The organism is Fusibacter tunisiensis (assembly GCF_016908355.1).
Lineage (GTDB): Bacteria > Bacillota > Clostridia > Peptostreptococcales > Acidaminobacteraceae > Fusibacter_D > Fusibacter_D tunisiensis.
In genome coordinates, this window is sequence record NZ_JAFBDT010000001.1 from 211,077 (window position 1) to 234,140 (window position 23,064).

Consider the following 23,064-nt stretch of genomic DNA (forward strand, 5'->3'; position numbering starts at 1 on the left):
TCTCTATAAAATTCATTTTATGTACTTTTCTTCATCATAGCAGCAATATTTTAATTGATTTTAGCATAAACAAATTAGTCTGTAAAGTGGCTTTCAGTGCTTTCTTTGTTTAAGTCTTCTTTTTTTTCTTCACGCATGATATAGGCCATAAACTCATCAAATTTTTCTTGCGTAAGCTCATTAAAATTAATCGTTCCACCATCTTTTTTTACAATTCTAATTTCACAGCCCGTTGCAATTGCTGCAATAATGGCAACAACAGTTGGTTTTGCAAAAATTACAGCACTCACCGCACCAGCAACAACTGGGATATCTACAACAGTTCGACCATTTTTCAAAATAAGAATTTGATGCACAAGACCTTCATTCACTAAAGATTTTAGGCGTTCTACTATTTCTTGACCATTTAATTTCTTATTAATTTTATCTTGAAAGCCAGCATTCTCTTCAATATAAACAATGGCTCTTAGCATGTCGCCTTCATTTAGTTCAAGTGCTTCTTTTGCAACTTTATAGCTTGCGCCTGTACGTTCAATGACTTCATCCACCATTTCAAGTGTAATTTTCATGCGAAACCTCCTTGAATTCTTATATTTTAAATTATAGCACTATATGGATTAAAACACAAAAAAAGGCCGCTAATTTGCGACCTTTTTTTAAACATTAAATTTTAAATTTCTTAATATTGTTTTCCAATCCTAGTGCAAGGTCTTTTAATTGATCTGCAGAGGAAGCAACTTCTTCAACAATAGCTGTTTGTTCCTGCATGGAAGCACTTACCTCTTCAGATGCTGCGGCAGCTTCTTCGGATATGCTTGCAATACTGGAAATACTATCGAGTATTTGTATTTTACTATCATCCAAAACTTCAATATCATTTGAAATGGTATCAATAATACCTTGGATGCTATTAATCACGTTAAAGATTTCAGTAAAGGCATCTTCAACTTTTACAACAGCTTCATTTTGTTCACTTGATCTGGATTTAACCTCTTGCATAATATTAACTGTATTTTGACTTCCAGATTGAATGTTAACAACAATGTTTTTAATTTCATCAGCAGCTTTACTGGATTCTTCAGCTAACTTTCGAATTTCATCCGCAACGACAGCAAAACCTCTGCCATGTTCACCAGCTCTTGCAGCCTCAATTGAAGCATTTAACGCGAGAAGGTTGGTTTGTTCAGCAATTGTACTGATTGCACCAACAATACTACCAATATCTTGAGATTGTTTTTCAAGTTCAAGGATAGCGGTTTCAGTTTTTAAAGTTGCTTCGTTATTTTCTTCATTTTTAGCTCTTAAAACCTCTACAGATTTAACACTTTCGGCGTTGACATCACCAGCCGTTTTAGTCATGTGAATCATTTCTAAAATGTTATCCGTAAGCTTCTTGATGTTGTCTCCCATTTCATAAGCAATTCTACTACTTACTTCACTATCTTGAGCTTGTTTTGTTGCACCTTGAGCCACTTCTTCAACAGCATAAGCCACTTCTTTTGAAGCACTTCTAGAACGGTCTGAAAGGTCGACAAGGGATGTTGCAGAACCCAGTACATCATCCGTTGCATGGTTAACGTTTTTAAGAAGTGCTGAAACGCTGTCAATCATAACATTTAAGTCAGCACCTAGTTTTCCAATTTCATCATGTGTTTTAATTTTAATGCGTTTCGTAAAGTCACCTTTACTGACAACACTAACTGTGTCAGACATGTTGCGTACATTCTTAATGATACGATTCGAGAATATAATTGCGCCAATAATGGCAAGAATCAATAAAACAGATGCAATGGCAACAATTGTCCAAAGCAATTTATTTGTGTCTTCTTGAATTTCACGCTCATCAACAACCGCTATTATTTTCCACCCCAATCGTTCCATAGAGGTCATAATTGCAATTCGATCAATCCCATCAATTGTATACGCGTATCTACCTTCTGTATTACTTTCAACAAATGTTCTTAGTCCATCGACAGATATCGGTTGTCCAATTATAGAAACATCTGGATGCGTAAATGGCACGCTATCTGGTCCTACTAAGAAAATATACCCATACTTACCGATTTGAACATCGTTAGCCATTTTAGCAATTTCAGTAATATCTAGATCTAGAGCCAAAACACCCTCAATGTTGCCACTAATCCCCGTAACAGGTGCACCAGCAGATACAACAACAATAGAAGCGTCCGATGCATCATTGTAAGGGGCAGTCCAAATAAGTTCGTTTTTAGCGACTGCGTCTGTATACCAAGGTCTGGTTGTTGGATCGTAATCAGCAGGCAATTCCGTTTCAGGATAAATTAAAAATGTTCGATCTGAGTAGCCAACATAGACATTTTTAACCTCTTGATATTCATCAATAAAGGATTCAAAAGCCTTGTAAACCCAGGATCTGTTTTGTGTTACGGTCCGAGCAGTTTTTACATTGGCATCATTTGACAAGAGACTTGTTGCCCGACTATAAATATTCATGTAATTTTGAATATTTTGTTTTATCAGTTCAGATTGCTCTGAACTTGAGCTTGTGAGCATGTCTTCATATGATGCAGTTGTCGTATTATAAACCATAATACTTAATGTCACAATAGGGATGGTAATTACCAGAATAAAAGCAATAATCAATTTCAATTTTAAGCTCATTTTTTTCATAATGTGTTCGCCCCTTTCTAGATGGGATAAGGAATTAATAAATATTTACCCACAACAAAAGTTATCATAACAAAAAAACATCTGATGTGAATATCAGATGCTAAAATAATTATTAATTTAAAATAAGCTTTCTAAAAAATTCCTAGATTTTATAGGCTTTAAATCTAAATGGTATTCCAAATATGCTTCAAAAATCGCAATAATTTTTGTTAAATAATTGGGGTGTATTTTGGTTTTCACAAGAACTTGAATATCTTTTTCAAGCATAAATTGAATCACCTGTACAAAAGATTGATTGAGCGTAATGGTGTGCACTTTTTTAGAGCAACTTTTACACACCAGCCCCCCTTCTTGGATTGAAAACTGGTATATTTCATTGGGCATGCCGCAAGCAGCACATGTGGGGATTAGCGTAGGCGCATGACCCGTTAGCTTTGTAAGTTTAACCAGATAAGCGGCACGCAGCAGGGCGTAAGGTGTATTTTTTTGAATTAATAAATCAATGAGTTCAACAATTAACCTGTAATGCACACGATCGATAACAGCAGGATAAGTTGTTAAATGGCAAAGCTCAAGAAAATAATTTCCGTATGCAAGGGATTCTAAATCATCTGTAATCCTAAAATGCGATTCTTGAATATCTACAGAGTCGATTTTCATGACCTTTGATTTTGTATTCAGTACAAATTGACCAAAAACAAAAGGTTTGGCACATGCCGCCAAACTCGATTTCGGACTTTTGGCACCATTGGCAACCGCTTCTAACTTACCCCCTTTTTCAGTAAACAAGGTAAGGAAAATGTCGTTATTGACACTTTTGGTTGCCTTTAATACCAAAGCATTGGTTTCAAAAAACATAACCGCCTACAATCCCGCAAGCATTATGGTTGCCAGCGTAAAATATATTGAAAGACCCGTTAAGTCAATAGTTGTTGTAATAAAGGGTGCAGAAGCCACTGCAGGGTCAACCCCAATTTTTTTAAAAACGAGTGGAACAATTGTGCCAATGGTTGCTGCAGTACTCATGTTTGCCCACATGGAAATGCCAACAATAATTGCAATATGATATTCCGTTTCCATAATTATTGCAGCAACGGCTACGATTAATGCACATACAATCCCCACAATTAATCCAACTGAAATTTCATGTATAAGCGTTTTAAAAATGCCAGTACCTTCAATTTCATGTGTTGCAATGTTCCGCACCGTAATTGTAGACGACTGTGTTCCAACATTTCCGCCCATACCTGCCAATAGTGGCATAAACAAAGCCAATGAAGCATTTGCACTAATGGTTTTCTCAAAATAAGCAAGAACGGATGCGGAAAGAAGGCCACCAAAAATAGTAACTATAAGCCAAGGTAATCGAGACCGTATCGAAGCAAAAACACGAACTTTTAAAGTGGTATCATGTTCGTATGCTTCTTCATCAGATGAACCAGCAAATTTATAGAAGTCCTCTGTCGCCTCTTCTTCAATAATATCCAAAACGTCATCGACGGTTATAATGCCCTGAAGAATTCCTTCTGAGTCTACAACTGGAACTGCAAGCAAATCGTATTTGGATACAATTTGCGCCACTTCTTCTTGATCGTCATCAACATGGACTGTAATTAAATTTTCATTCATCACACTGGAAACTGTACGATTCGGCGCTGATACAATGAGCTCTCGCAAAGATATAACGCCTACAAGCCTCTCTTGATCATCTGTAACATAAACATAGTAGATGGTTTCTGCGTCTGGTGCAATGGCCCTTAAGGTTTCAATGGCATAATAAATGGTGTAATTTTTTTGTATGGAAACAAAATCCTTTGTCATGAGTCTTCCAGCTGTGGAATCTTCGTAGACAAGGAGTTCCTTTACGTCTTCAGCATCTTCGAAATCTAAAAAAGCAATAATTTCTTTTTGACGATTTTCTGGCAAATCACTGAGTTTATCAACAATTTCATCTTGTGACATAAGGTCCAGAACAGCCACTTTTTTTTCATAAGTTAAAGCGTGAAGCAAACTGCTAAAGTCTTCTGAGTTTAATTCTTCTAAAACCTCAGTGGCAAGTTCATCAGAAAGCAGACCAAACAAGTATATCTGGTCTGCTTCATCTAAATTCTCTAATATTTCTGAAATGTCAGCAGCGTGCATATTCTCTAAATACGTATGCAATTTCAAATCATCATTTGATTCAATCATTGCTTCAACTTCGGCGAGAATTTCATAAAATTTAACGATTCGCACGGCGACACCTCCTCTTCTAGTCTTTATAACCTAGTGAATTCAATAGATTTTGATTATCACGCCAGCCTTCTCTTATTTTTACCCAAAGTTGTAGGTTTACTTTTTTATCAAGGAATTTTTCGATATCTTGTCTGGCACTTTTACCGATTCCTTTTAGTTTTCGACCTTCTTTACCAATGATAATGCCTTTATGAGATTTTTTTTCACAAATTATATTGGCTTCGATATCATAAAGTGTCTCATCTGGACGAAGTTTCATGGATTGAACTTCAACTGCGACACCATGTGGTATTTCATCTTGGATATACATCAATATTTTTTCACGTATAATTTCGCCTACAATTGTGCGTTCTGTTTGGTCTGTTAGTGTATCGTCAGAATAATAGGCAGGCCCTTCAGGAAGTTCTTTCTTAATTGCATCAATAAGTTCTTTGACCCCATGACCAAGTGTTGCAGAAAGGCCAACAACTTCTTTTACAAAGGGCATTTTTTCATATACATCATATATTTGCTTGTATGCTTCAGGTTTTAAAAGGTCCACCTTGTTAATTGCCAAGATAACTTGAACACCAGCTTCTTTGACAAAATCTAACAAGTACTGGTCACCAGGCCCAATTTTTAAAGAGTGATCCATCATTAAAATAACAACATCTACATCTTTAACTGCATTTTTTGCACTGGTCACCATGTAATCCCCTAATTTACTTTTAGGCCTATGAATACCAGGTGTATCTACAAAAATAATCTGTGTGGATGCGTCATTATACATGGCCGTAATTTTATGTCGTGTTGTCTGTGGCTTGTCTGACATAATGGCAATTTTTTCGCCAATAATTCTATTTAGTAACGTGGATTTCCCAACATTGGGTCTGCCAATGATGGTTACAAAACCTGATTTAAAAGACATGGTACCTCCGTTTATTTCATATCAATTTGAGTAAATGACTTAGGTAAAAGGTCATCTATACTATAGACTTCATAATCATAATCTTTAGCGATAATGATGTCAATATCTTTGCCAAATTCTACAATCACTTGACGGCATATGCCACATGGAAATGTATAATCATGGCTGCTTGAAACAACTGCAATTGCTTTAAACTCTTTTTCACCATCTGATACCGCTTTAAAAATAGCTGTTCTTTCAGCACAATTTGTAGCGCCATATGATGCGATTTCAATATTGCAACCTGTATAAACTTTCCCGCTTTTGGTTAGTAAGGCTGCCCCAACGTTAAAGTTCGAATAGGGTGTGTATGCAAATTCCATAGCTTCATATGCTTTTTCTACTAACTCTTTGTAAGTCATGATCAGTCACCTCAATTTTCAATTATTTCCTCGTGCCCAGTTTCCATAACTTGTATCCAAGTTTGACCAGGATTGAGTTGGATTGCCTCGCCATCCTGTGTAAAAAATAGCGTAGGTGTTTCTGGTGTTTCTTTTTCCCACTTGATTGCAACGGATTTGCCTGCAGTGTAAAGCTTGCCTTCACCGGTTCCTACAAATTTAATGGCCAGCCGGCCTTCATTATCAATCACTTTGGTATCGGCATATTGAACAAGAATATTGCTGCACGTTAGTTGGTTTTCATCCGTCTCATCAACATGTGGTTTACCATTAGTATACCTGTAATATAATTTTGTTTCATTGTTATATTTATACGAAGTGGCATATCCGGTAGAACTGCTACGGGTCGGTTCTTTATAAACAAAGGTAATCTGCCCAGCAGCATCACCTTCAATTTCCTTAAATGACGCATGAAATTCTAGGAAAGTCGGCTCTACATGTGTTTTATACCCTCTATTATTGGCATCCTCAACAATTTCTTTTGATGATGTATACATATTGTGTGGTATTTTTTTATGGTTTTCCCGCCAAAACGCACCACTACTTAGGCCATCTATATCAGCTAGTCTGTATTTTTTTATGTCTTTAAAAGCTTGGTTTGACCCACCCACATGAACATAGTATGGATTGTACTCCATGGCTTTTTCTATAAAATATGGTCTAGCACTGCGAACCGGTCCAATAAGGTCTGGTAAGTTTGAATAGAAAACAGCCAAATAGCGCGTAATTCTACCTTCAGCCAGAATTTCATAACAAATATCTGCCTTAGATAAACCTGCTTGAGGTCTAGCAGGTGCCAAATTGTCCATCATAACCGCAATAGGCCGAAGTGGTTCAACGGATACCATTGGCATTCCTGTGAGTGGATTAATTACTTCATTTTCTCCTAAAATAGGCGTTAACGGTTCTGTTTCCGGTTCGGTCTCTGGTTCGGTTGATGTTGATGTGGTGATTTCTGTGGGTAAAGTCGTCAGTTCTGTCTCAACCTTGGTACATCCAATTAAATAAATACTGCTTAAAAGTATAAATGCAAATAGGATTCGTTTTGTCTGGCTCATGTACACTCCTTTATTTCACTTAAAAATTTTGAGCTTTTTTAGTACTTCTTTTTCATGTGCACGCATTTGTTTTTTTTCTGTATCAGTCATGTGATCGTAACCAAGCAAGTGCAATAAACTGTGAACAACCAAATATATGATTTCCCGCTCAAGAGAGTGTCCAAATTCTAGGGCTTGCTCCTCAGCACGATCTATTGAAATTACAACATCTCCGAGATATGCATATGGCTCTTTAAGGCCATTTTTATAAACAGATTCATACTGAGGGAAAGAAAGAACATCGGTTACAGCATCTTTTTCTCTATACGTTTTATTCAGGTTTTGAATTGTCTCATTGTCTACAAAGAGCAAAGATACCTCACCATCACAAGCAACCGATTCCAAAGCCATAACAGTATTTAAGGCCTCTTGAAGGCGGGTCTCCATATTGGAATTTAATTCGAAATTTGTCTCATTGTTAATTTCAAAAATCATTTTTCCTCCTTCAAGGCTTGAACCACATCTACATCAGGGTAAACGATACGTTCATGAAAAATTCCACTGAGTACGTTTAGAAAAGACTTTTTAATACGCTCAATTTCATGCATGCTAATATCGCTCTCACTTAATTGGTTTTCTGCCATCTTTTGACCAATAATTTTTTCTATTAATGCGCTTAATTTTTCTTTTGTAGGCGATTCAAGCGTTCGCACGGCGGCTTCCACAGAATCTGCCAGCATTAAAATAACCGCTTCTTTACTTTCGGGTTTTGGCCCAGGATAAACAAATTTTGAAGCATCTACATCTGGGTTTGATTGTTGTTCTTGATGGTAGAAATATTTAATCAAGGACGTTCCATGATGCGCTTTCATTACATCAACAACTTCATCAGGCAGCTTGTTCTTTTTGGCCATTTCAACCCCAACACTCATATGTTGTTTAATGATATTGGCGCTTATCTGTGGTGGAAGTTTATCATGCGGATTGTCACTCCCCAGTTGATTTTCTTTGTAATAATAAGGGCGTTCTAATTTACCAACGTCATGATAGAACGCTGCAACACGTGTAAGCAAACTGTTGGCACCAATATCATGGGCTGCTGTTTCAGCAAGGTTTCCAACCAAGACACTGTGGTGGTAGGTTCCTGGCGCTTCAACCAAAAGTCGCTTTAACAATGGCCTATTGGGGTTTGAAAGTTCAAGCAATTTAAAAGGGGTCAATATAGAGAAAAATCCCTCAAAAAACGGCATCAAACCAATTGTAATAACTGAACTTATAATGCCATTTCCTAAGGCAAATATAACAGTTAAAGGCAATGCATCAATAGGCGTGTTAAATAAAAGTGTTTGGACAATTGCAAAAATCATCAAAATTAATGCCGTAAAAAGACCTGCTGTAACAACTTGAGACCTTTGTTTGATATTTCGGACCAATAGGGCTAAGACCATTAGAGAAATAATATAAGCCATAACGACTATTGCTTCCATAGACGTCCAAATATAAGTAAAAACAATTAAAGCCAAACCAAAGAAAACCACAATATGCGGTGTAATCATAATGCCTGCCATCATTGCAAAGGCAGGAATTGGTACCATAAAGGGTGAAAAATCATAAAAGAATTTTCCGATAACAAAAGAAAACACAAAAAGACTGATCAATATGGCATACGTCTTAACCGATGCTAGGATTTTTTTATCATATAAATACAGATAAAAATGAAGAATAATCCAGATGACAGAGGTTAATGCAAAAAGTGCCACACTAATTAAGAAACGATCGCGTCCGGACTGAATTAACATATCACCTTCAGACAATATTCTATAATGGTCTTCTGTAACAGGATCCCCTTTTTCGATTAATAGTGTTCCCTTCTTATAGACAACCTCTTCAACTTTTGAAAGTTCATTTTCAATTTTCGCATTTGTTTTATCAATATCAACGAAAGCGTTTTCTGTTAAAGAATGTTCAATCAATTTAATTAAGACATTTCGATCCATAGAGCTTAGTTCAATTTGATTGTCTAAAAATACACCTACATTAGTCATGACCGAGCTGATTTCATCCGATTTTAAACCACCTGACATATTTTGTGAAGCAATATCAATGGCGTAGGTTTTCATAGAATCTAGTTTTTCAGGAGACATGGAGATAATTGCAACCAGTTCTTCTTCATTCAATTCATAGGCATTTTTCTTTTCAATGCCTACATAAACGCGTTTCATTAGAGTTTCATCAGACGCATAAGAAGATTTTATTTCTAGAACACGCGCAAAAAAATCTGTCAAATCTTTCTTTGAAGCCACAATTTTTGAAAAATCCACATAATAAATTGGTTCAATACTGTCCTTCACTTCTTGCTTTCGAACGGCTGTCAAATGTGTGTCAACAATATCTGCTTTTAAATAAATAGCTTCCTTGGCTAAGTCGCCTACTTCATAAGCATAAAGCCCATAAAAAGCAGAATTGTTCAAAACAAAAAACACACTTAACAAACCAATAAGCATAATAGACGTGTTAATTAACAAGTTTTTGTTTTTTAAAAAACGGTTATTTTTTTTCATTTTTATGAACCTCGATTTTTTTTTCATAACGGTCATAACTTAAGATAATTTTCTTAACCAATTCATGTCGAACGACGTCTCGTTCTGTCAATTTAACCATGCCAATTTCCTCTACATTTTTTAGCACCTCAATGGCATGAACTAGCCCAGATTTTTTACCAGACGGCAAGTCAATCTGAGTAATATCTCCATTTACAATTACTTTTGATCCGAATCCAAAACGGGTTAAAAACATTTTCATTTGTTCACGTGTTGTGTTTTGAGCCTCGTCTAAAATAATAAACGCATTATCAAGTGTCCTTCCCCGCATATAAGCAAGTGGTGCAATTTCAATTAAACCACGTTCTTTAAAAGAATTATACGTGTCTGCGCCAAGAATATCATATAGGGCATCATAAAGTGGTCTTAAATAGGGATCGACTTTCATCTGTAAATCACCTGGTAAAAATCCTAAACTTTCACCAGCTTCTACGGCGGGTCTTGTTAAAATAATGCGATTTATTTCATTGTTCTTGAAAGCCCTTACAGCCATGGCAACAGCCAAATATGTTTTTCCAGTGCCTGCCGGCCCAATTCCAAACACAACGTCTTTTGCTTGAATTGACTTAATATATTGATTCTGCCCTAAGGTTTTGGGTTTAATGTATTTGCCTCTTGCTGTGACACAAATAAAAGACTTGTTTAAATCTTCAAGTTTTTGTCCCTCACCACCATGAACCGATTGAACAATATAGTTAACGCGTTGTCGGTCAATAATTTCACCTGATTTTATATTTTGAATGATAATTTCAATGGCATCAATCGCCAATGACACATTTTGAGTATCCCCTTGAACGATAATTTCACCATCTCTCGCTGCAATAAGAACGTTGAAACTCTGTTCAATTATTTTGATATTTTCATCTAAGTTCCCAAATAATAAATGCAAAGCACTAAAATCATTTAAGGCAATTTTTCGCATTGTTTGATCTGTCATAGGACCTCCTGATAATTCGCTGTTACAATTATTCTAGCATAATTACCGATTTGCTGCACAAAAAAATAAAATGACATACCCTTTCGGATATGCCATTATGATTCACAAATATTTTGCTGATCAAGATAAGGCTTTTTTGACCATATCTGCAACGGTTTTACTATCGGCTCTGCCTTTAGTAGCATTTGTGACAATTCCCATAACTTTTCCCATGTCTTTCATGGAAGTTGCTCCAGTTTTGGAGACTGCCTCTTTGACAATTTCCAAAATAGCTTCAGTTGAGAGTTGTTCAGGAAGATATCCCATCAAAAGATCTATCTCCGCTTCAGTAGTATCGACCAAATCTTGACGTCCGCCATTTCGAAATTCTTCGATGGCGTTTTTTTTCTGTTTGATTTGTTTCGCAATAATATCAATAACTGCAGCGTCATCTAATTCAACTCGTTCGTCTACTTCAATTTGTTTGATAGCAGATCGCAACATAGTGATTACAGATTTGCGCAACTTATCTTTTTCTTTCATTGCAATTTTCAAATCATCCATCAGCATATTTTTTAGTGACATATAATCATCCTTTCACTAAAACTGCTTTTTCTTCTTTTTTCTAGCTGCTTCAGATTTTTTCTTACGCTTCACGCTAGGCTTCTCGTAATGTCTTCTCTTTTTAATCTCAGCCATTACACCAGCCTTAGAAGTTTCTCTTTTAAATCTTTTTAAAGCACTATCGATACTCTCGTTTTCTCCTACTTTGATGCCAGACATTCACATTCCCTCCCTCCGTTAATAGATTCTTCAATAGTACAGAGGAATGTACCTAGAACATACTTTGTTATTATACACTATGATGCTTTAAAATGCAATAGATAATCTTGATTAAATTAGCCAGGAGGCCATTTGAGCGTTCTACCACCCAAAAGGTGATAATGCAGATGTTGTACAGTTTGTCCCCCGTCTTCACCAATATTGGTTACAAGTCGATAGCCAGCTTCTTCCAAACCTTCAGATCTGGCGATTTCAGCAGCTACTAGTTGTATATGTCCCAATAATTTGACATCTTTTTCGGATGCCTTTGCAATTGAATCAAGGTGAACCTTTGGTACAATCAAAATGTGAACTGGCGCTTCAGGTTGAATATCCTTAAAGGCATAGACCCACTCATCTTCGTATACTTTTGTAGATGGAATATCGCCTTTAACTATTTTACAAAATAAACAGTCACTCACAAACTCACCTCCTGTTGCGCTGAACTTATTATATCAGAATTATGAGATAATTTCACCCACTAATTCAAAATCTGCATTTAAATGTATTTGCACATTTACAATACGTCCAGCATCAAGATGGCTTTCAGAGGTAATTTTCACTTTCAAGTAATTGCAAGTGTGGCCAATATAAAAGCCCGCTTTTTCTTCTTCTATGAGAACACTCAGATGGGTCTGATTGTATTGCATCAAATAATTATGACGCATTTTGCTTGCAATTTGGCTCAAGGCATCTGCCCGACTCTTTTTTACATTGGGTGGAATTTGATTGGGCATTGTAGCCGCCGGTGTCCCTTCTCGTTTAGAAAATGGAAACACATGTACTTCAGCAAAACCAATACGTTCAATAAACGCCTCTGTTTCTGCATATTCATTCTCTGTCTCACCAGGAAATCCGGCGATTAGGTCAGTTGTTATTGCAGGATTCTTATATAGTTTTCTAAGTTTGCTAACAGCAGATGCATAATCATCGGTTGAATATCTTCTGTTCATTCGCTTCAGCACAGAATCCGAACCACTTTGAAGCGAAAGGTGAAAATGATCACAAACTTTTTCAAGTGGTGCCAAGCGTTCAATAAAAGCCTCTGTAATTAGCCTAGGTTCAATTGATCCTAAACGTATTCGACTTACATGTTCAAGTTGGTTCAAAGCCTCCATCAAATCAATTAATCTTTTCTCACCAAGGTCTACGCCATATGACCCAATATGGATGCCAGTTAGTACAAATTCACGATAGCCTTTTTGAGATAAAGTTTCAACTTCTTCGATAATATGTTTCATTGAACGACTCCGAACATGGCCTCGCGCATAAGGGATAATACAATAACTGCAATATTGATTGCATCCTTCTTGTATTTTTATAAATGCGCGCGTATGTACTTTTACACGATTTAACACCATATTTTCAAAGTTATGAACTGTCATGATATCATCTACCACAACAAGAGGCGTTTTTTTATCGCCCTTTCTATAGGATTCAATATATTCTAATATATGCGTTCTTGAATCTGTCCCAATAACGATATCGACGCCTTCAATTGCTTTGACTTCCTCTGGAGAAATTTGGGCATAACACCCCATTACCACAACTATGGCTTCAGGATTGTTTTTTTTGGCACGTCGAATCATTTGCCGTGATTTTTTATCGCCAACGTGTGTTACAGTACACGTATTAATAACATAAATGTCAGCAAGATCATCGTAGTCTGTTATTTCATATCTATTTTGATAAAACAAATCCATAAGTGCATCTGTTTCATACTGATTTGTTTTGCAGCCTAAAGTTGCAAAAGCAACACGATTCATATTGATCTCCTTTACTCAAATTCTCCCATTATATATTGGGCAATTGTAACCGCAGTAAAACCTGCAGTCTCCGTTCTTAATATTCGTTTTCCTAAACTTACAGAAAAAGCCCCATTTGCCTGAAGATCATCCACTTCATAAGGCTCAAGTCCACCTTCAGGTCCTACTAAAATACCAATTTTAAGTTTCCCCGAATTGATAGATTTAAGTGCATTCAATTTTTCACCAATAGACGTACTTTCCTCATTTTCATATAAAACAAGAAAAACATCATATGTGTCAATTTTTTTCGAAACATCTTTAAGCGTATAAGGGCCTTCAATTTCTGGTACTATATCTCTTTTTGACTGTTTTGCAGCCTCTTTTATAATCCGTTCAAACCGCATAATTTTCTTTGAAATATCTTTACCTGTATAATCCGCTACACACCTTTTGCTGTCAACAAGATAAAATTTTTTGACACCTAATTCTACATTTTTTTGTAAGATTAACTCAAGTTTTGTGCCTTTAGGAACACATTGAAACAAATCGATAGTACTACTGGTCTCATTTGAATGAGACTCCTTTGACTGAATTTTAGTTGTAATTTGATCTTCTTCAATCGATTGGATTTGACAAATATAAGTAAACTGATCTGATATAAGTTCAATTGATTCACTAAGTTTTACACGAAGCGATAATTTAAGATGCTTTAATGTCTCACTTTCATTTATCAGAATCACTTGGTCTAAAACAAGATCTGATTTTCCTAAAAAAAACCGATGCATATTAAAGTCCTTTCCGTGCAACAATAACAGCCCATTCACCTTTTTTTACAGTTTCCACAACTTCAAGACCAGAAGATTGAATTTTGTCGAGCACGCTGTCTAATCTTTGCAGAATGATCCCTGAAGCAATAAAATACCCTCCGGATTTAATAACAGAATCAATATCGTCTACCAACTGTATGATAATTTCAGCGATAATATTCGCAACAACTAAATCAGCTGGTTGGTCCACAACCGACAACAAATCACCTTGTCTGATGTCTGATATGTTCTCAAGGTGGTTGCGCTCTATGTTCTCCCGTGCTGTTTTAACAGCAACAGGATCAATATCAACACCCAATATCGACTTTGCACCTAATAAACCTGCTGCAATAGATAAAATACCACTTCCACAGCCAACATCCAGTACATGATCTGATGGCCTCATGTATTTTTCAATCATTTCAATACAAAGTGACGTGGTCTCATGTGTTCCAGAACCAAAGGCATTGCCAGGATCAATTTCAATTACAATTTCATCTGTCTTTGATTCAACTGTTTCCCAACTTGGCTTGACTACCATTTTTTTCCCAAGTCGAATTGGTTTAAAATACTTTTTCCATTCATTTTCCCAATTCTCTTGAAAAACAATTTGAGTTTCAATAATGCCAGGTGATGGGTCTAAACCAAATGAGGTTAATTCTTCAAGCTTATTTTTAAGGGTGTCAACGGTTCCTTCAATAGAGTCTCGTTCAAGATATGCGGTTACAACAGCACCTTCAAAATCCAACGTCGTATTTTCAGGTTCAAAAAAATCCCATAGACCAGACGCATTGCCAAGTAAATCAGGATCATTCGGATTTAATATTTGAACGCCATTTGCCCCCGTTCTATAAAGAAGTTGACTTACAGCATCTATACACATAATTGACGTTTTTATATTTATTTCAAACCAAGCCATATTTAATTCCTATCCTTTTCATAAGATTTCTATCGAATACTATATCACAGAACTATTGTTTGAGTCCACATTTAAAAACTCAAAAAAAGACCCATGTGATTAGCATAGGTCTAAGAATTAGCTAAGTGCGTCTTTCATTTTGTCGAAGAAGGATTTATCTTCTTTTTTTTTTCCTTTTTGAGCGTTAGAAGAACTTGATTTGGTATTCCCCATTTCAGATTCTAATGCTTCTAATAATTCCCTTTGTTTTTTTGTAAGGTCTTTAGGAATATCAACATGTATCTTAACATATTGGTCGCCACGGCCATAGCCATTAAGCACAGGAATTCCCTTGCCTTTTAATTTAAACTGTTTTCCTGCTGGTGTTCCTGCTGGAATTGTAAATTTAACTTTGCCGTCTAAAGTAGGTACCATAACTTCGCTGCCTAAAACAACTTGCCCATATGAAACCCATAAATCATAGAAAATATCATTATTTTCACGTGTAAATTCTTTATGAGGTTTAACATGAATTACAACGATAACATCACCACGCGGCCCACCATTCTGGCCTAAGTCACCTTCACCCCTAATTTGCATGTTGGCACCGTGAAATACGCCTGCAGGCAGTTCAATTTCCTTCGTGTGTTTTTTCTTGACAATACCATGTCCCTTACACTGATGACACGCCTTGTCAAACGTTTCACCTTTTCCTTTACAGGTTGGACACGCTTTAACACTTATAGATTCTCCAAAAAGTGACCGTTGAGTGTAACGCACCTCTCCGGTCCCATTACACGTACTACATGTATGGGTGGCTGAACCAGGCTCATTGCCTTTTCCATGACACACATCACATGTTTCTGTTCTGAAAAACTCTAGTGTCGTTTTTTTACCAAATGCGGCTTCTTCAAAACTTAATGTGACATCAACTCGCAGATCTTTACCACGTCTTGGTCCATTTCTACGGCTTCCACCACTTCCACCAAACCCAAAACCGCCACCAAACATTTCATTTATAATATCTTCAAAACCACCAAATCCACCTTCAAAACCACCAAATCCACTACCGCCTCCCATATTTTGGTTGACGCCAGCATGACCAAATTGATCATACAGTTTTCGTTTCTCAGGATCGCTTAAAATTTCATAGGCTTCATTAATTTCTTTGAATTTTGTTTCTGCTTCTTTATCATCTGGATTTCGGTCTGGATGGTATTTCATTGCCAGTTTCCGATATGCTTTTTTTAATTCGTTTTCATCAGCGTTCCGATCGACACCGAGCAACTCATAATAGTCGCTTTTACTCACGCTTTAACCCACCTTTCTAATCAAGTAGACAAGGCACCGGTATAGGTGCCTCGTCCGATAACTCTATTAGTCTACCACTTCATAATCAGCTTCGTCAACAGAATCATCTTGATCGGTTGATTCCGGAGAAGGATTTTCTTGGGCTTGAGCATTTGCGTCAGCATATATTTTTTCTGCCAGAGGCTGGAACGCATTTGTCAATGCTTCAAAATCACTTTTGATTTTTTCAACATCATCTGTTGCCATGGATGCTTTAAGCGCCTCAATTTTTGAATTTACATCATTTTTTTGTTCTTCAGTCGCTTTATCGCCTAAATCATTCATGGATTTTTCAACTTCATAAATCATATTGTCAGCTTTATTACGTTCTTCAATAAGTTCTTTTTTCTTTTTATCTTCTTCTGCAAATTGTTCTGCTTCTTTAATTTTCTTTTCAACTTCATCTTCAGAAAGATTTGTTGTTGCAGTAATTGTAATATGTTGAGATTTACCTGTACCCAAATCCTTCGCACTAACATTAACAATGCCGTTCGCATCAATGTCAAATGTTACTTCAATTTGTGGCAGTCCACGTCTAGCAGGTGGAATACCATCAAGCTGGAAACGGCCCAGTGTGCTGTTATCTGTTGCCATCTGTCTTTCCCCTTGAAGTACATGAATGTCTACAGCAGTTTGATTATCCGCAGCTGTGGAAAATACCTGACTTTTTTTAGTAGGAATGGTTGTATTTCTTTCGATTAATTTTGTAAATACACCACCAAGTGTTTCAATTCCAAGTGAAAGTGGTGTGACATCCAAAAGCAGAACGTCTTTGACATCACCAGAAAGTACCCCACCTTGAATTGCCGCACCAAGTGCAACACATTCATCTGGATTTACGCCTTTATGCGGGTCTTTTCCAACAAATTTTTTAACAGCATCTTGAACTGCAGGGATTCTTGTTGAACCACCTACTAAAATAACCTGTTCAATGTCTGATGGGTTCAAGCCAGCGTCTTTAAGGGCTTTTTTTGTTGGTTCCATAGACATATCAACCAAGTGCTTGGTTAATTGCTCAAACTTGGAACGGGTTAAATCAACATTTAAATGAAGAGGACCTTCAGCTGTAGCTGTAATAAATGGCAGGTTAACATTTGTCGTTTGTGTTGAAGACAATTCTTTTTTTGCTTTTTCAGCAGCTTCTTTAAGCCTTTGAAGTGCCATCTTATCGTTTCTCAAGTCTACACCATGTTCCGATTTAAAAGTATCCGCTAAATGGTCCATTACGACTTTATCAAAGTCATCTCCACCGAGGTGGTTGTTTCCATTTGTAGCAAGCACTTCAAATACACCATCTCCAATTTCTAGGATAGATACATCGAAAGTACCACCACCAAGGTCAAAGACCATTATCTTGTGTTGCTTATCTGTTTTATCAAGACCGTATGACAAAGAAGCAGCTGTTGGCTCATTGATAATTCTCTTTACTTCTAGGCCTGCAATTTTACCAGCATCTTTTGTCGCTTGTCTTTGCGCATCTGTAAAGTATGCAGGTACTGTGATAACAGCCTCTGTAACTTTTTCGCCAAGATAGCTCTCAGCATCGGCTTTTAATTTTTGTAAGATCATTGCTGAAATTTCTTGTGGTGAATATGTCTTGTCATCTACTTTCACTTTGTGATCTGTTCCCATTTCACGTTTAACAGACATAATTGTTCTGTCTGGATTTGTAATTGCTTGTCTTTTTGCTGTTTCACCAACAAGTCTTTCACCTGTTTTTGTAAACGCAACTACCGATGGTGTGGTTCTATTACCTTCTGCATTTGATATAACTACAGCTTCGCCACCTTCTAAAACAGATACACACGAGTTTGTTGTTCCTAAATCAATACCAATAATTTTTCCCATTTTATGCCTCCTATAATTTTAAACTATTTAGATACTTTTACCATACTGGCACGTATGACTTTATCATTGATTGTATAACCTTCTTGAAAGACTTCTACAACATGTTCGCTTTCAACATCATCACTTTCTTCTGACAATACAGCATGATGTATTTCAGGATCGAACGGTTGTCCTAGAGCTTCAATTTTCTTAACACCATTTTTTTCAAAAAACTCATCAAAAGTTTTTTTGATCATTAAAACCCCTTCATGGAATTTGTCATTAGTTTTTGAAGCGTCATCTACTTTAAGTGCACGTTCAAAATTATCCATAACAGGTAATAAGTCTGCAAAGAGTTTTTCAGTACCAAATTTAAAGATGTCTGATTTTTCTTTTTCAACTCTTTTTCGATAGTTCTGATACTCCGCATTTAACCTTAGATACTTATCATTTAAAGCATCCAGTTCCTCTTGTAAAGTATCAATTGGGTTAACCTCGACTTCAGGCGTTTTATCTTGATTTGTAAGTTCATCACCTTCGCCATTTCTTATGATTTCATCTTGGTCTTCTTGTTCTTTATGCTTTTCTTTTTTCTTCGCCAATTTTGTCACCTTCCTATAAGTTAATTCCTGAAAAAACATCTGATAAGGTATTGCTAATGTAATTAACAACTGAAACAACATTGCCATAATCCATTCGTTTCGAACCTATGACGATTATTTTGCCATCGCTTTTGCCATCAACTTTATAAGAAGATGATACAATACTACAGGCGTCCAGAATCGGATTCTTAATTTCAGAACCTATTTTAATGGACAGTTGATCAGAAGATAATTCCTCAATAAGAAGTTCCATATTATCAGGGTCTTTTAGATACTCAAAAATAGTTTTTGCTTTTTCGGTATTCGCAAATTCTTGAATGGATAAAATTTGTGCCAATCCCTCTACAAACAATTCTGTACCATTAAGCGATTTAAGCGCGTCTCTAAGAATTGGAATCAAATAGTCTACAAAAGTTCCAAGTCCTTGTAGTTTATCTTTTAGTCTCATAATGGATCGAATATCAATTTTTTCTATGGTCTCGCCTTCAAGAAAACTTAACATCGTATCAGAGATACGGTCCAATATAAATTGATCTGCGTTGGAGATTGCAAGCTGAATGTTCTTTACAATCCCAGTATTGGTTACTAAAATTAAAAGAACCCTTGAATCCGTTACTTTTATAAGTTTTAAATTCGCCAGTTTACATTTGTTGAATTTAGGAATGGTGACTATGGAAACCAGTCCTGTAAACTCAGACAATAACTTAGACGCTTGCTTAGCCAAATCATTGGCCTCAATAATCCTATTGAGTAGCAGAGATTGGATCATTTCTTTTTCCTGAAGCCCAATGGTGTGTTCATTGACAATAGCGTCCACATACAATCGATATCCCAAATCAGAAGGAATTCGTCCTGCAGATGTATGTGGTTGAACCAGATATCCTAATTCTTCCAAATCAGCCATCTCATTGCGGATGGTAGCAGAACTAATTCCCAATGGATATTTTTTTGAAATTGTTCGTGACCCTACTGGTTGTGCTGTATCAATAAAATCACTAATTATGGCTTCCAGTATTCTCAGTTGTCTTTCAGAAATCATTTAATCACCCACTTGTTAGCACTCATTTCAATCGAGTGCTAATTCTATAAATAATATACCTTTTGACGTCTGGTTTGTCAACCTTCAAAATAAATATTTATAAGATCGTTACATTTTATTCATTCATAAATGCCCCGAAAACTTGATTGGATAAATCCATACCTTTTCGTGTCAATTTAACGACCTGTCCCTCTGTTTCAATCAGTTCATAAAATTTGAGTTTTTCCAGAACACTATGATACTTTTGTTCAAAGTCAATTTGATAGGCTTGATTAAGCTTTTCAATATCCAGACCTTCATTTAATCTAAGCCCTAAAATGATTGTTTCAAACAGGTCTTCTAATGTGTCAATTTTGGTTTCTTCTACACGTATACTTCTGTTTTTATGACCTATAATACTTAGGTATGTCTCAAAGTCATTGGTATTTGCAAATCTTACAGAATTTAATTTTGAATGTGCACTAAGGCCTAGACCCAAATAGGGCTGATTATGCCAGTAAATCAAATTGTGTTTAGATGCCATACCCGGTTTAGAAAAATTTGATATTTCATACTGATAAAAGCCATAGGATTCCATGACGTCAATAATTGTGTGATACATCTCTCTTTCCATATCCTCATCTGGCAATTTAATCAGTCCTTTTTCAAGCATCTTTGCCATAGGTGTTCCAGATTCCACTTTAAGAGAATATATTGAAGCATGCTCAGGGTTAAGCCTTATAATTTCTTGCATGCTTTCACGCAAAGACGCCATGGATTGCCCCGGCAAACCAAACATCAAATCAAGGCTAATGTTGTCAACCCCAATATCTCTTAGCAATTTATAGGTCGCTTGAAACGTCTCAAAATCATGCGTTCGACCAATTGTCTTAAGCAGTGAGTTGCTGGTTGTTTGAAGCCCCATGCTAATCCGGTTAATCCCTGAATTTTTATATTGAATAGCGCTTTCACGATTAATGGTACCTGGATTAACTTCCAGCGTAATCTCGCAATCATCTGTTAAAGTGCATTTTGATTTTATTAAGGTTAGCATCGTTTCAATGTGGCTTGCAGGAACACTAGATGGTGTGCCGCCCCCGAAATAGATGCTTTCAACACTGAATTTATAGCCATTTTGTATATACTGGTTAAACTCTGTGTGAAGCGCATCAAAATACTGGTCAATAATCTGATTACGTTCTGATGCTTTTGGCACAAAAGAAGTGAAATCACAATAGGTACATTTGGAATTGCAAAATGGCACATGTATATATAGTCCGATTTTTTCCATAACACCCTCCAAAAAAGGACAATCTCAGCTCTGCAGCATCGATTGTCCCTATTTTAATTTTCATCAAATTTTAATACAGATAAAAACGCTTGTTGTGGGACCTCTACATTTCCCAGTTGACGCATTTTTTTCTTACCTTCTTTTTGCTTTTCAAGAAGCTTTTTCTTACGGGAAATATCGCCACCGTAACATTTAGCAAGGACATCCTTACGTAAAGCACTAATCGTTTCTCGCGCAATGACTTTGTTTCCAACAGCGGCCTGAATAGGAATAACAAACATCTGTCTTGGAATAACTTCTTTTAGCCGTTCACAAATTACGCGTCCTCTTGAATCTGCTTTCGTTCGATGAACAATCATAGAAAAAGCATCCACCATTTCTTTATTTAAGAGAATATCCATTTTAACCAGATCGGATTCTCGGTATTCTTTAAACTCATAATCCAAGGACCCATAGCCTCTTGTTTTGGATTTAAGTGCATCAAAAAAGTCATAGATTACTTCGTTTAAAGGTAAATCATAATGCAAAACCACGCGTTTAGGGTCTAAGTAATCCATATGAACCATTTCGCCTCGCCTGTTTTGACAAAGCTCCATGATATTTCCTACATATTCATTTGGTACAATTATATTTGCAGTTACAATAGGTTCTTCCATCATCTTAATTTCGGTTACAGGTGGTAGGTTAGAAGGATTTTGAATCATAGATACTTCATCATCCGTTTTGGTTACCCGATAGATTACACTTGGTGCGGTGGCAATTATATCCAAATCAAACTCCCGGTCCAACCGTTGTTCAATAATTTCAAGGTGAAGCAATCCCAAGAAACCGCATCTAAATCCAAAGCCTAAAGCGACTGATGTTTCTGGTTCAAATGACAAGGCTGCATCATTGAGTTGTAATTTTTCAAGTGCATCTCTGACATCATCATAACTTTCGCCCTCTGCAGGGTATATTCCACAATAAACCATAGGTGTTGCTTTTTTATAACCTGGTAAAGCCGCTTCAGTTGGCGTGTTTGCGAAAGTAATGGTATCTCCAACTCTACAGTCTTTAACATTTTTTATACTTGCAGTGATATAGCCAACATCACCAGCCTTAAGTTCAGGAACTGCAAGTGGTGTTGGCACTGAAACCCCAACTTCCACGACTTCAAATTGTTTGCCTAAAGCCATCATTTTAATGCGATCCCCTTTTTTAACAGAACCTTCCATGAGTCTTACATAGGCAACAGCACCCTTATAACTGTCATAATATGAATCAAATATCAAAGCTTTTAAGGGCGCAGTTTCATCTCCATCTGGAGCCGGGACATCTGAAACTATTTTTTCAAGAACTGCTTCTATATTTATACCATCTTTTGCAGATATTTGAGGTGCATCTTCAGCAAGTATTCCAATAACTTCTTCAATTTCTTCAATAATCTCTTGAGGTCTGGAACTTGGTAAGTCAATTTTATTTAAAACCGGTACAATTGTAAGGCCTTGTTCATCTGCTAAATGGACATTTGCAAGTGTTTGTGCTTCGACGCCTTGTGTTGCATCTACAACCAAAACAGCCCCCTCACAAGCCGCAAGAGATCTAGATACCTCATAGGTGAAATCCACATGACCAGGTGTATCAATCAAGTTTAGTATATATTCATGACCATCTTGGGCTTTATAGATTAATCTAGAAGTTTGAAGTTTGATTGTAATTCCACGCTCACGCTCAAGATCCATGTTGTCTAATATTTGTTCTTTCATTTCTCTTTGGGTCAAAAGACCTGTTTTTTCAATTAATCTATCTGCCAGGGTTGATTTACCATGATCTATATGTGCGATTATCGAAAAATTTCGAATGTACTTTTGTCTTTCACTCGGCATTGCATCCTCCTACACGATATGTTACAGTTTTATGTGCAATATCAATTATACCA

At 36.5% G+C, this 23,064-nt stretch carries 22 protein-coding genes and 1 other annotated feature (1 of these 23 cut by a window edge); all 22 genes read right to left on the bottom strand.

Annotated features, from left to right (window positions below; all coding sequences use genetic code 11):
* Positions 1-47: a binding site (T-box leader), on the bottom strand (it extends 119 nt beyond the left edge of the window).
* Positions 48-74: 27 nt separating this feature from the next.
* The gene (locus JOC49_RS01055) at positions 75-569 is read right to left on the bottom strand and encodes a DUF4342 domain-containing protein (RefSeq protein ID WP_204661297.1); all 495 of its coding nucleotides are present in this window, start codon (positions 567-569) and stop codon (positions 75-77) included.
* 94 nt (positions 570-663) lie between these two features.
* Positions 664-2,649 carry a methyl-accepting chemotaxis protein gene (locus JOC49_RS01060; protein WP_204661299.1) on the bottom strand — a complete coding sequence of 662 codons (1,986 nt, stop codon included), beginning with the start codon at positions 2,647-2,649 and terminating at the stop codon, positions 664-666.
* Between the two features lie 117 nt (positions 2,650-2,766).
* Positions 2,767-3,507, bottom strand: a complete 741-nt coding sequence (recO, locus tag JOC49_RS01065) for a DNA repair protein RecO (RefSeq protein ID WP_204661301.1) — start codon at positions 3,505-3,507, stop codon at positions 2,767-2,769.
* A 6-nt stretch (positions 3,508-3,513) separates the two neighbouring features.
* On the bottom strand, positions 3,514-4,884 hold the full coding sequence (gene mgtE, locus JOC49_RS01070; RefSeq protein WP_204661303.1) for a magnesium transporter: 1,371 nt from the start codon (positions 4,882-4,884) through the stop codon (positions 3,514-3,516).
* 16 nt (positions 4,885-4,900) lie between these two features.
* Positions 4,901-5,791 carry a GTPase Era gene (gene era, locus JOC49_RS01075; RefSeq protein ID WP_204661305.1) on the bottom strand — a complete coding sequence of 297 codons (891 nt, stop codon included), beginning with the start codon at positions 5,789-5,791 and terminating at the stop codon, positions 4,901-4,903.
* An 11-nt stretch (positions 5,792-5,802) separates the two neighbouring features.
* Positions 5,803-6,192 (bottom strand): cytidine deaminase, encoded by a 390-nt coding sequence (locus tag JOC49_RS01080; RefSeq protein ID WP_204661307.1) that lies wholly within the window; start codon positions 6,190-6,192, stop codon positions 5,803-5,805.
* 11 nt (positions 6,193-6,203) lie between these two features.
* Positions 6,204-7,289, bottom strand: a complete 1,086-nt coding sequence (locus JOC49_RS01085; RefSeq protein ID WP_204661309.1) for a DUF3048 domain-containing protein — start codon at positions 7,287-7,289, stop codon at positions 6,204-6,206.
* Positions 7,290-7,304: 15 nt separating this feature from the next.
* Complete coding sequence (gene ybeY, locus JOC49_RS01090) at positions 7,305-7,763, bottom strand: rRNA maturation RNase YbeY (protein ID WP_204661311.1); 459 nt, start codon at positions 7,761-7,763, stop codon at positions 7,305-7,307.
* Complete coding sequence (locus tag JOC49_RS01095) at positions 7,760-9,829, bottom strand: HD family phosphohydrolase (RefSeq protein ID WP_204661313.1); 2,070 nt, start codon at positions 9,827-9,829, stop codon at positions 7,760-7,762. The genes ybeY and JOC49_RS01095 overlap by 4 nt, the downstream gene beginning before the upstream one ends.
* Positions 9,816-10,805, bottom strand: a complete 990-nt coding sequence (locus JOC49_RS01100; protein ID WP_204661315.1) for a PhoH family protein — start codon at positions 10,803-10,805, stop codon at positions 9,816-9,818. Before JOC49_RS01100 ends, JOC49_RS01095 begins: the two co-directional genes overlap by 14 nt.
* A gap of 120 nt (positions 10,806-10,925) precedes the next feature.
* Complete coding sequence (locus JOC49_RS01105; protein WP_204661317.1) at positions 10,926-11,369, bottom strand: GatB/YqeY domain-containing protein; 444 nt, start codon at positions 11,367-11,369, stop codon at positions 10,926-10,928.
* A 15-nt stretch (positions 11,370-11,384) separates the two neighbouring features.
* Entirely contained in the window at positions 11,385-11,567 is a 183-nt protein-coding gene (rpsU, locus tag JOC49_RS01110) for a 30S ribosomal protein S21 (RefSeq protein ID WP_204661319.1), read from the bottom strand.
* Between the two features lie 116 nt (positions 11,568-11,683).
* Positions 11,684-12,028, bottom strand: coding sequence for an HIT domain-containing protein (locus JOC49_RS01115; RefSeq protein ID WP_204661321.1), 345 nt, complete (start codon positions 12,026-12,028; stop codon positions 11,684-11,686).
* A gap of 39 nt (positions 12,029-12,067) precedes the next feature.
* Entirely contained in the window at positions 12,068-13,372 is a 1,305-nt protein-coding gene (gene mtaB, locus JOC49_RS01120; protein ID WP_204661323.1) for a tRNA (N(6)-L-threonylcarbamoyladenosine(37)-C(2))-methylthiotransferase MtaB, read from the bottom strand.
* An 11-nt stretch (positions 13,373-13,383) separates the two neighbouring features.
* Complete coding sequence (locus tag JOC49_RS01125) at positions 13,384-14,139, bottom strand: RsmE family RNA methyltransferase (RefSeq protein ID WP_204661325.1); 756 nt, start codon at positions 14,137-14,139, stop codon at positions 13,384-13,386.
* Between the two features lies 1 nt (position 14,140).
* Positions 14,141-15,079, bottom strand: a complete 939-nt coding sequence (gene prmA / locus JOC49_RS01130; protein ID WP_204661327.1) for a 50S ribosomal protein L11 methyltransferase — start codon at positions 15,077-15,079, stop codon at positions 14,141-14,143.
* A gap of 117 nt (positions 15,080-15,196) precedes the next feature.
* On the bottom strand, positions 15,197-16,369 hold the full coding sequence (gene dnaJ / locus JOC49_RS01135; protein WP_204661329.1) for a molecular chaperone DnaJ: 1,173 nt from the start codon (positions 16,367-16,369) through the stop codon (positions 15,197-15,199).
* 66 nt (positions 16,370-16,435) lie between these two features.
* Positions 16,436-18,256, bottom strand: a complete 1,821-nt coding sequence (gene dnaK, locus JOC49_RS01140) for a molecular chaperone DnaK (protein WP_204661331.1) — start codon at positions 18,254-18,256, stop codon at positions 16,436-16,438.
* Positions 18,257-18,279: 23 nt separating this feature from the next.
* Entirely contained in the window at positions 18,280-18,837 is a 558-nt protein-coding gene (gene grpE / locus JOC49_RS01145; RefSeq protein WP_204661333.1) for a nucleotide exchange factor GrpE, read from the bottom strand.
* A gap of 13 nt (positions 18,838-18,850) precedes the next feature.
* Positions 18,851-19,876 carry a heat-inducible transcriptional repressor HrcA gene (hrcA, locus tag JOC49_RS01150; RefSeq protein ID WP_204661335.1) on the bottom strand — a complete coding sequence of 342 codons (1,026 nt, stop codon included), beginning with the start codon at positions 19,874-19,876 and terminating at the stop codon, positions 18,851-18,853.
* 115 nt (positions 19,877-19,991) lie between these two features.
* Complete coding sequence (hemW, locus tag JOC49_RS01155; RefSeq protein WP_204661337.1) at positions 19,992-21,146, bottom strand: radical SAM family heme chaperone HemW; 1,155 nt, start codon at positions 21,144-21,146, stop codon at positions 19,992-19,994.
* Between the two features lie 53 nt (positions 21,147-21,199).
* Positions 21,200-23,011, bottom strand: coding sequence for a translation elongation factor 4 (lepA, locus tag JOC49_RS01160; RefSeq protein WP_204661339.1), 1,812 nt, complete (start codon positions 23,009-23,011; stop codon positions 21,200-21,202).
* Positions 23,012-23,064: the final 53 nt, after the last annotated feature.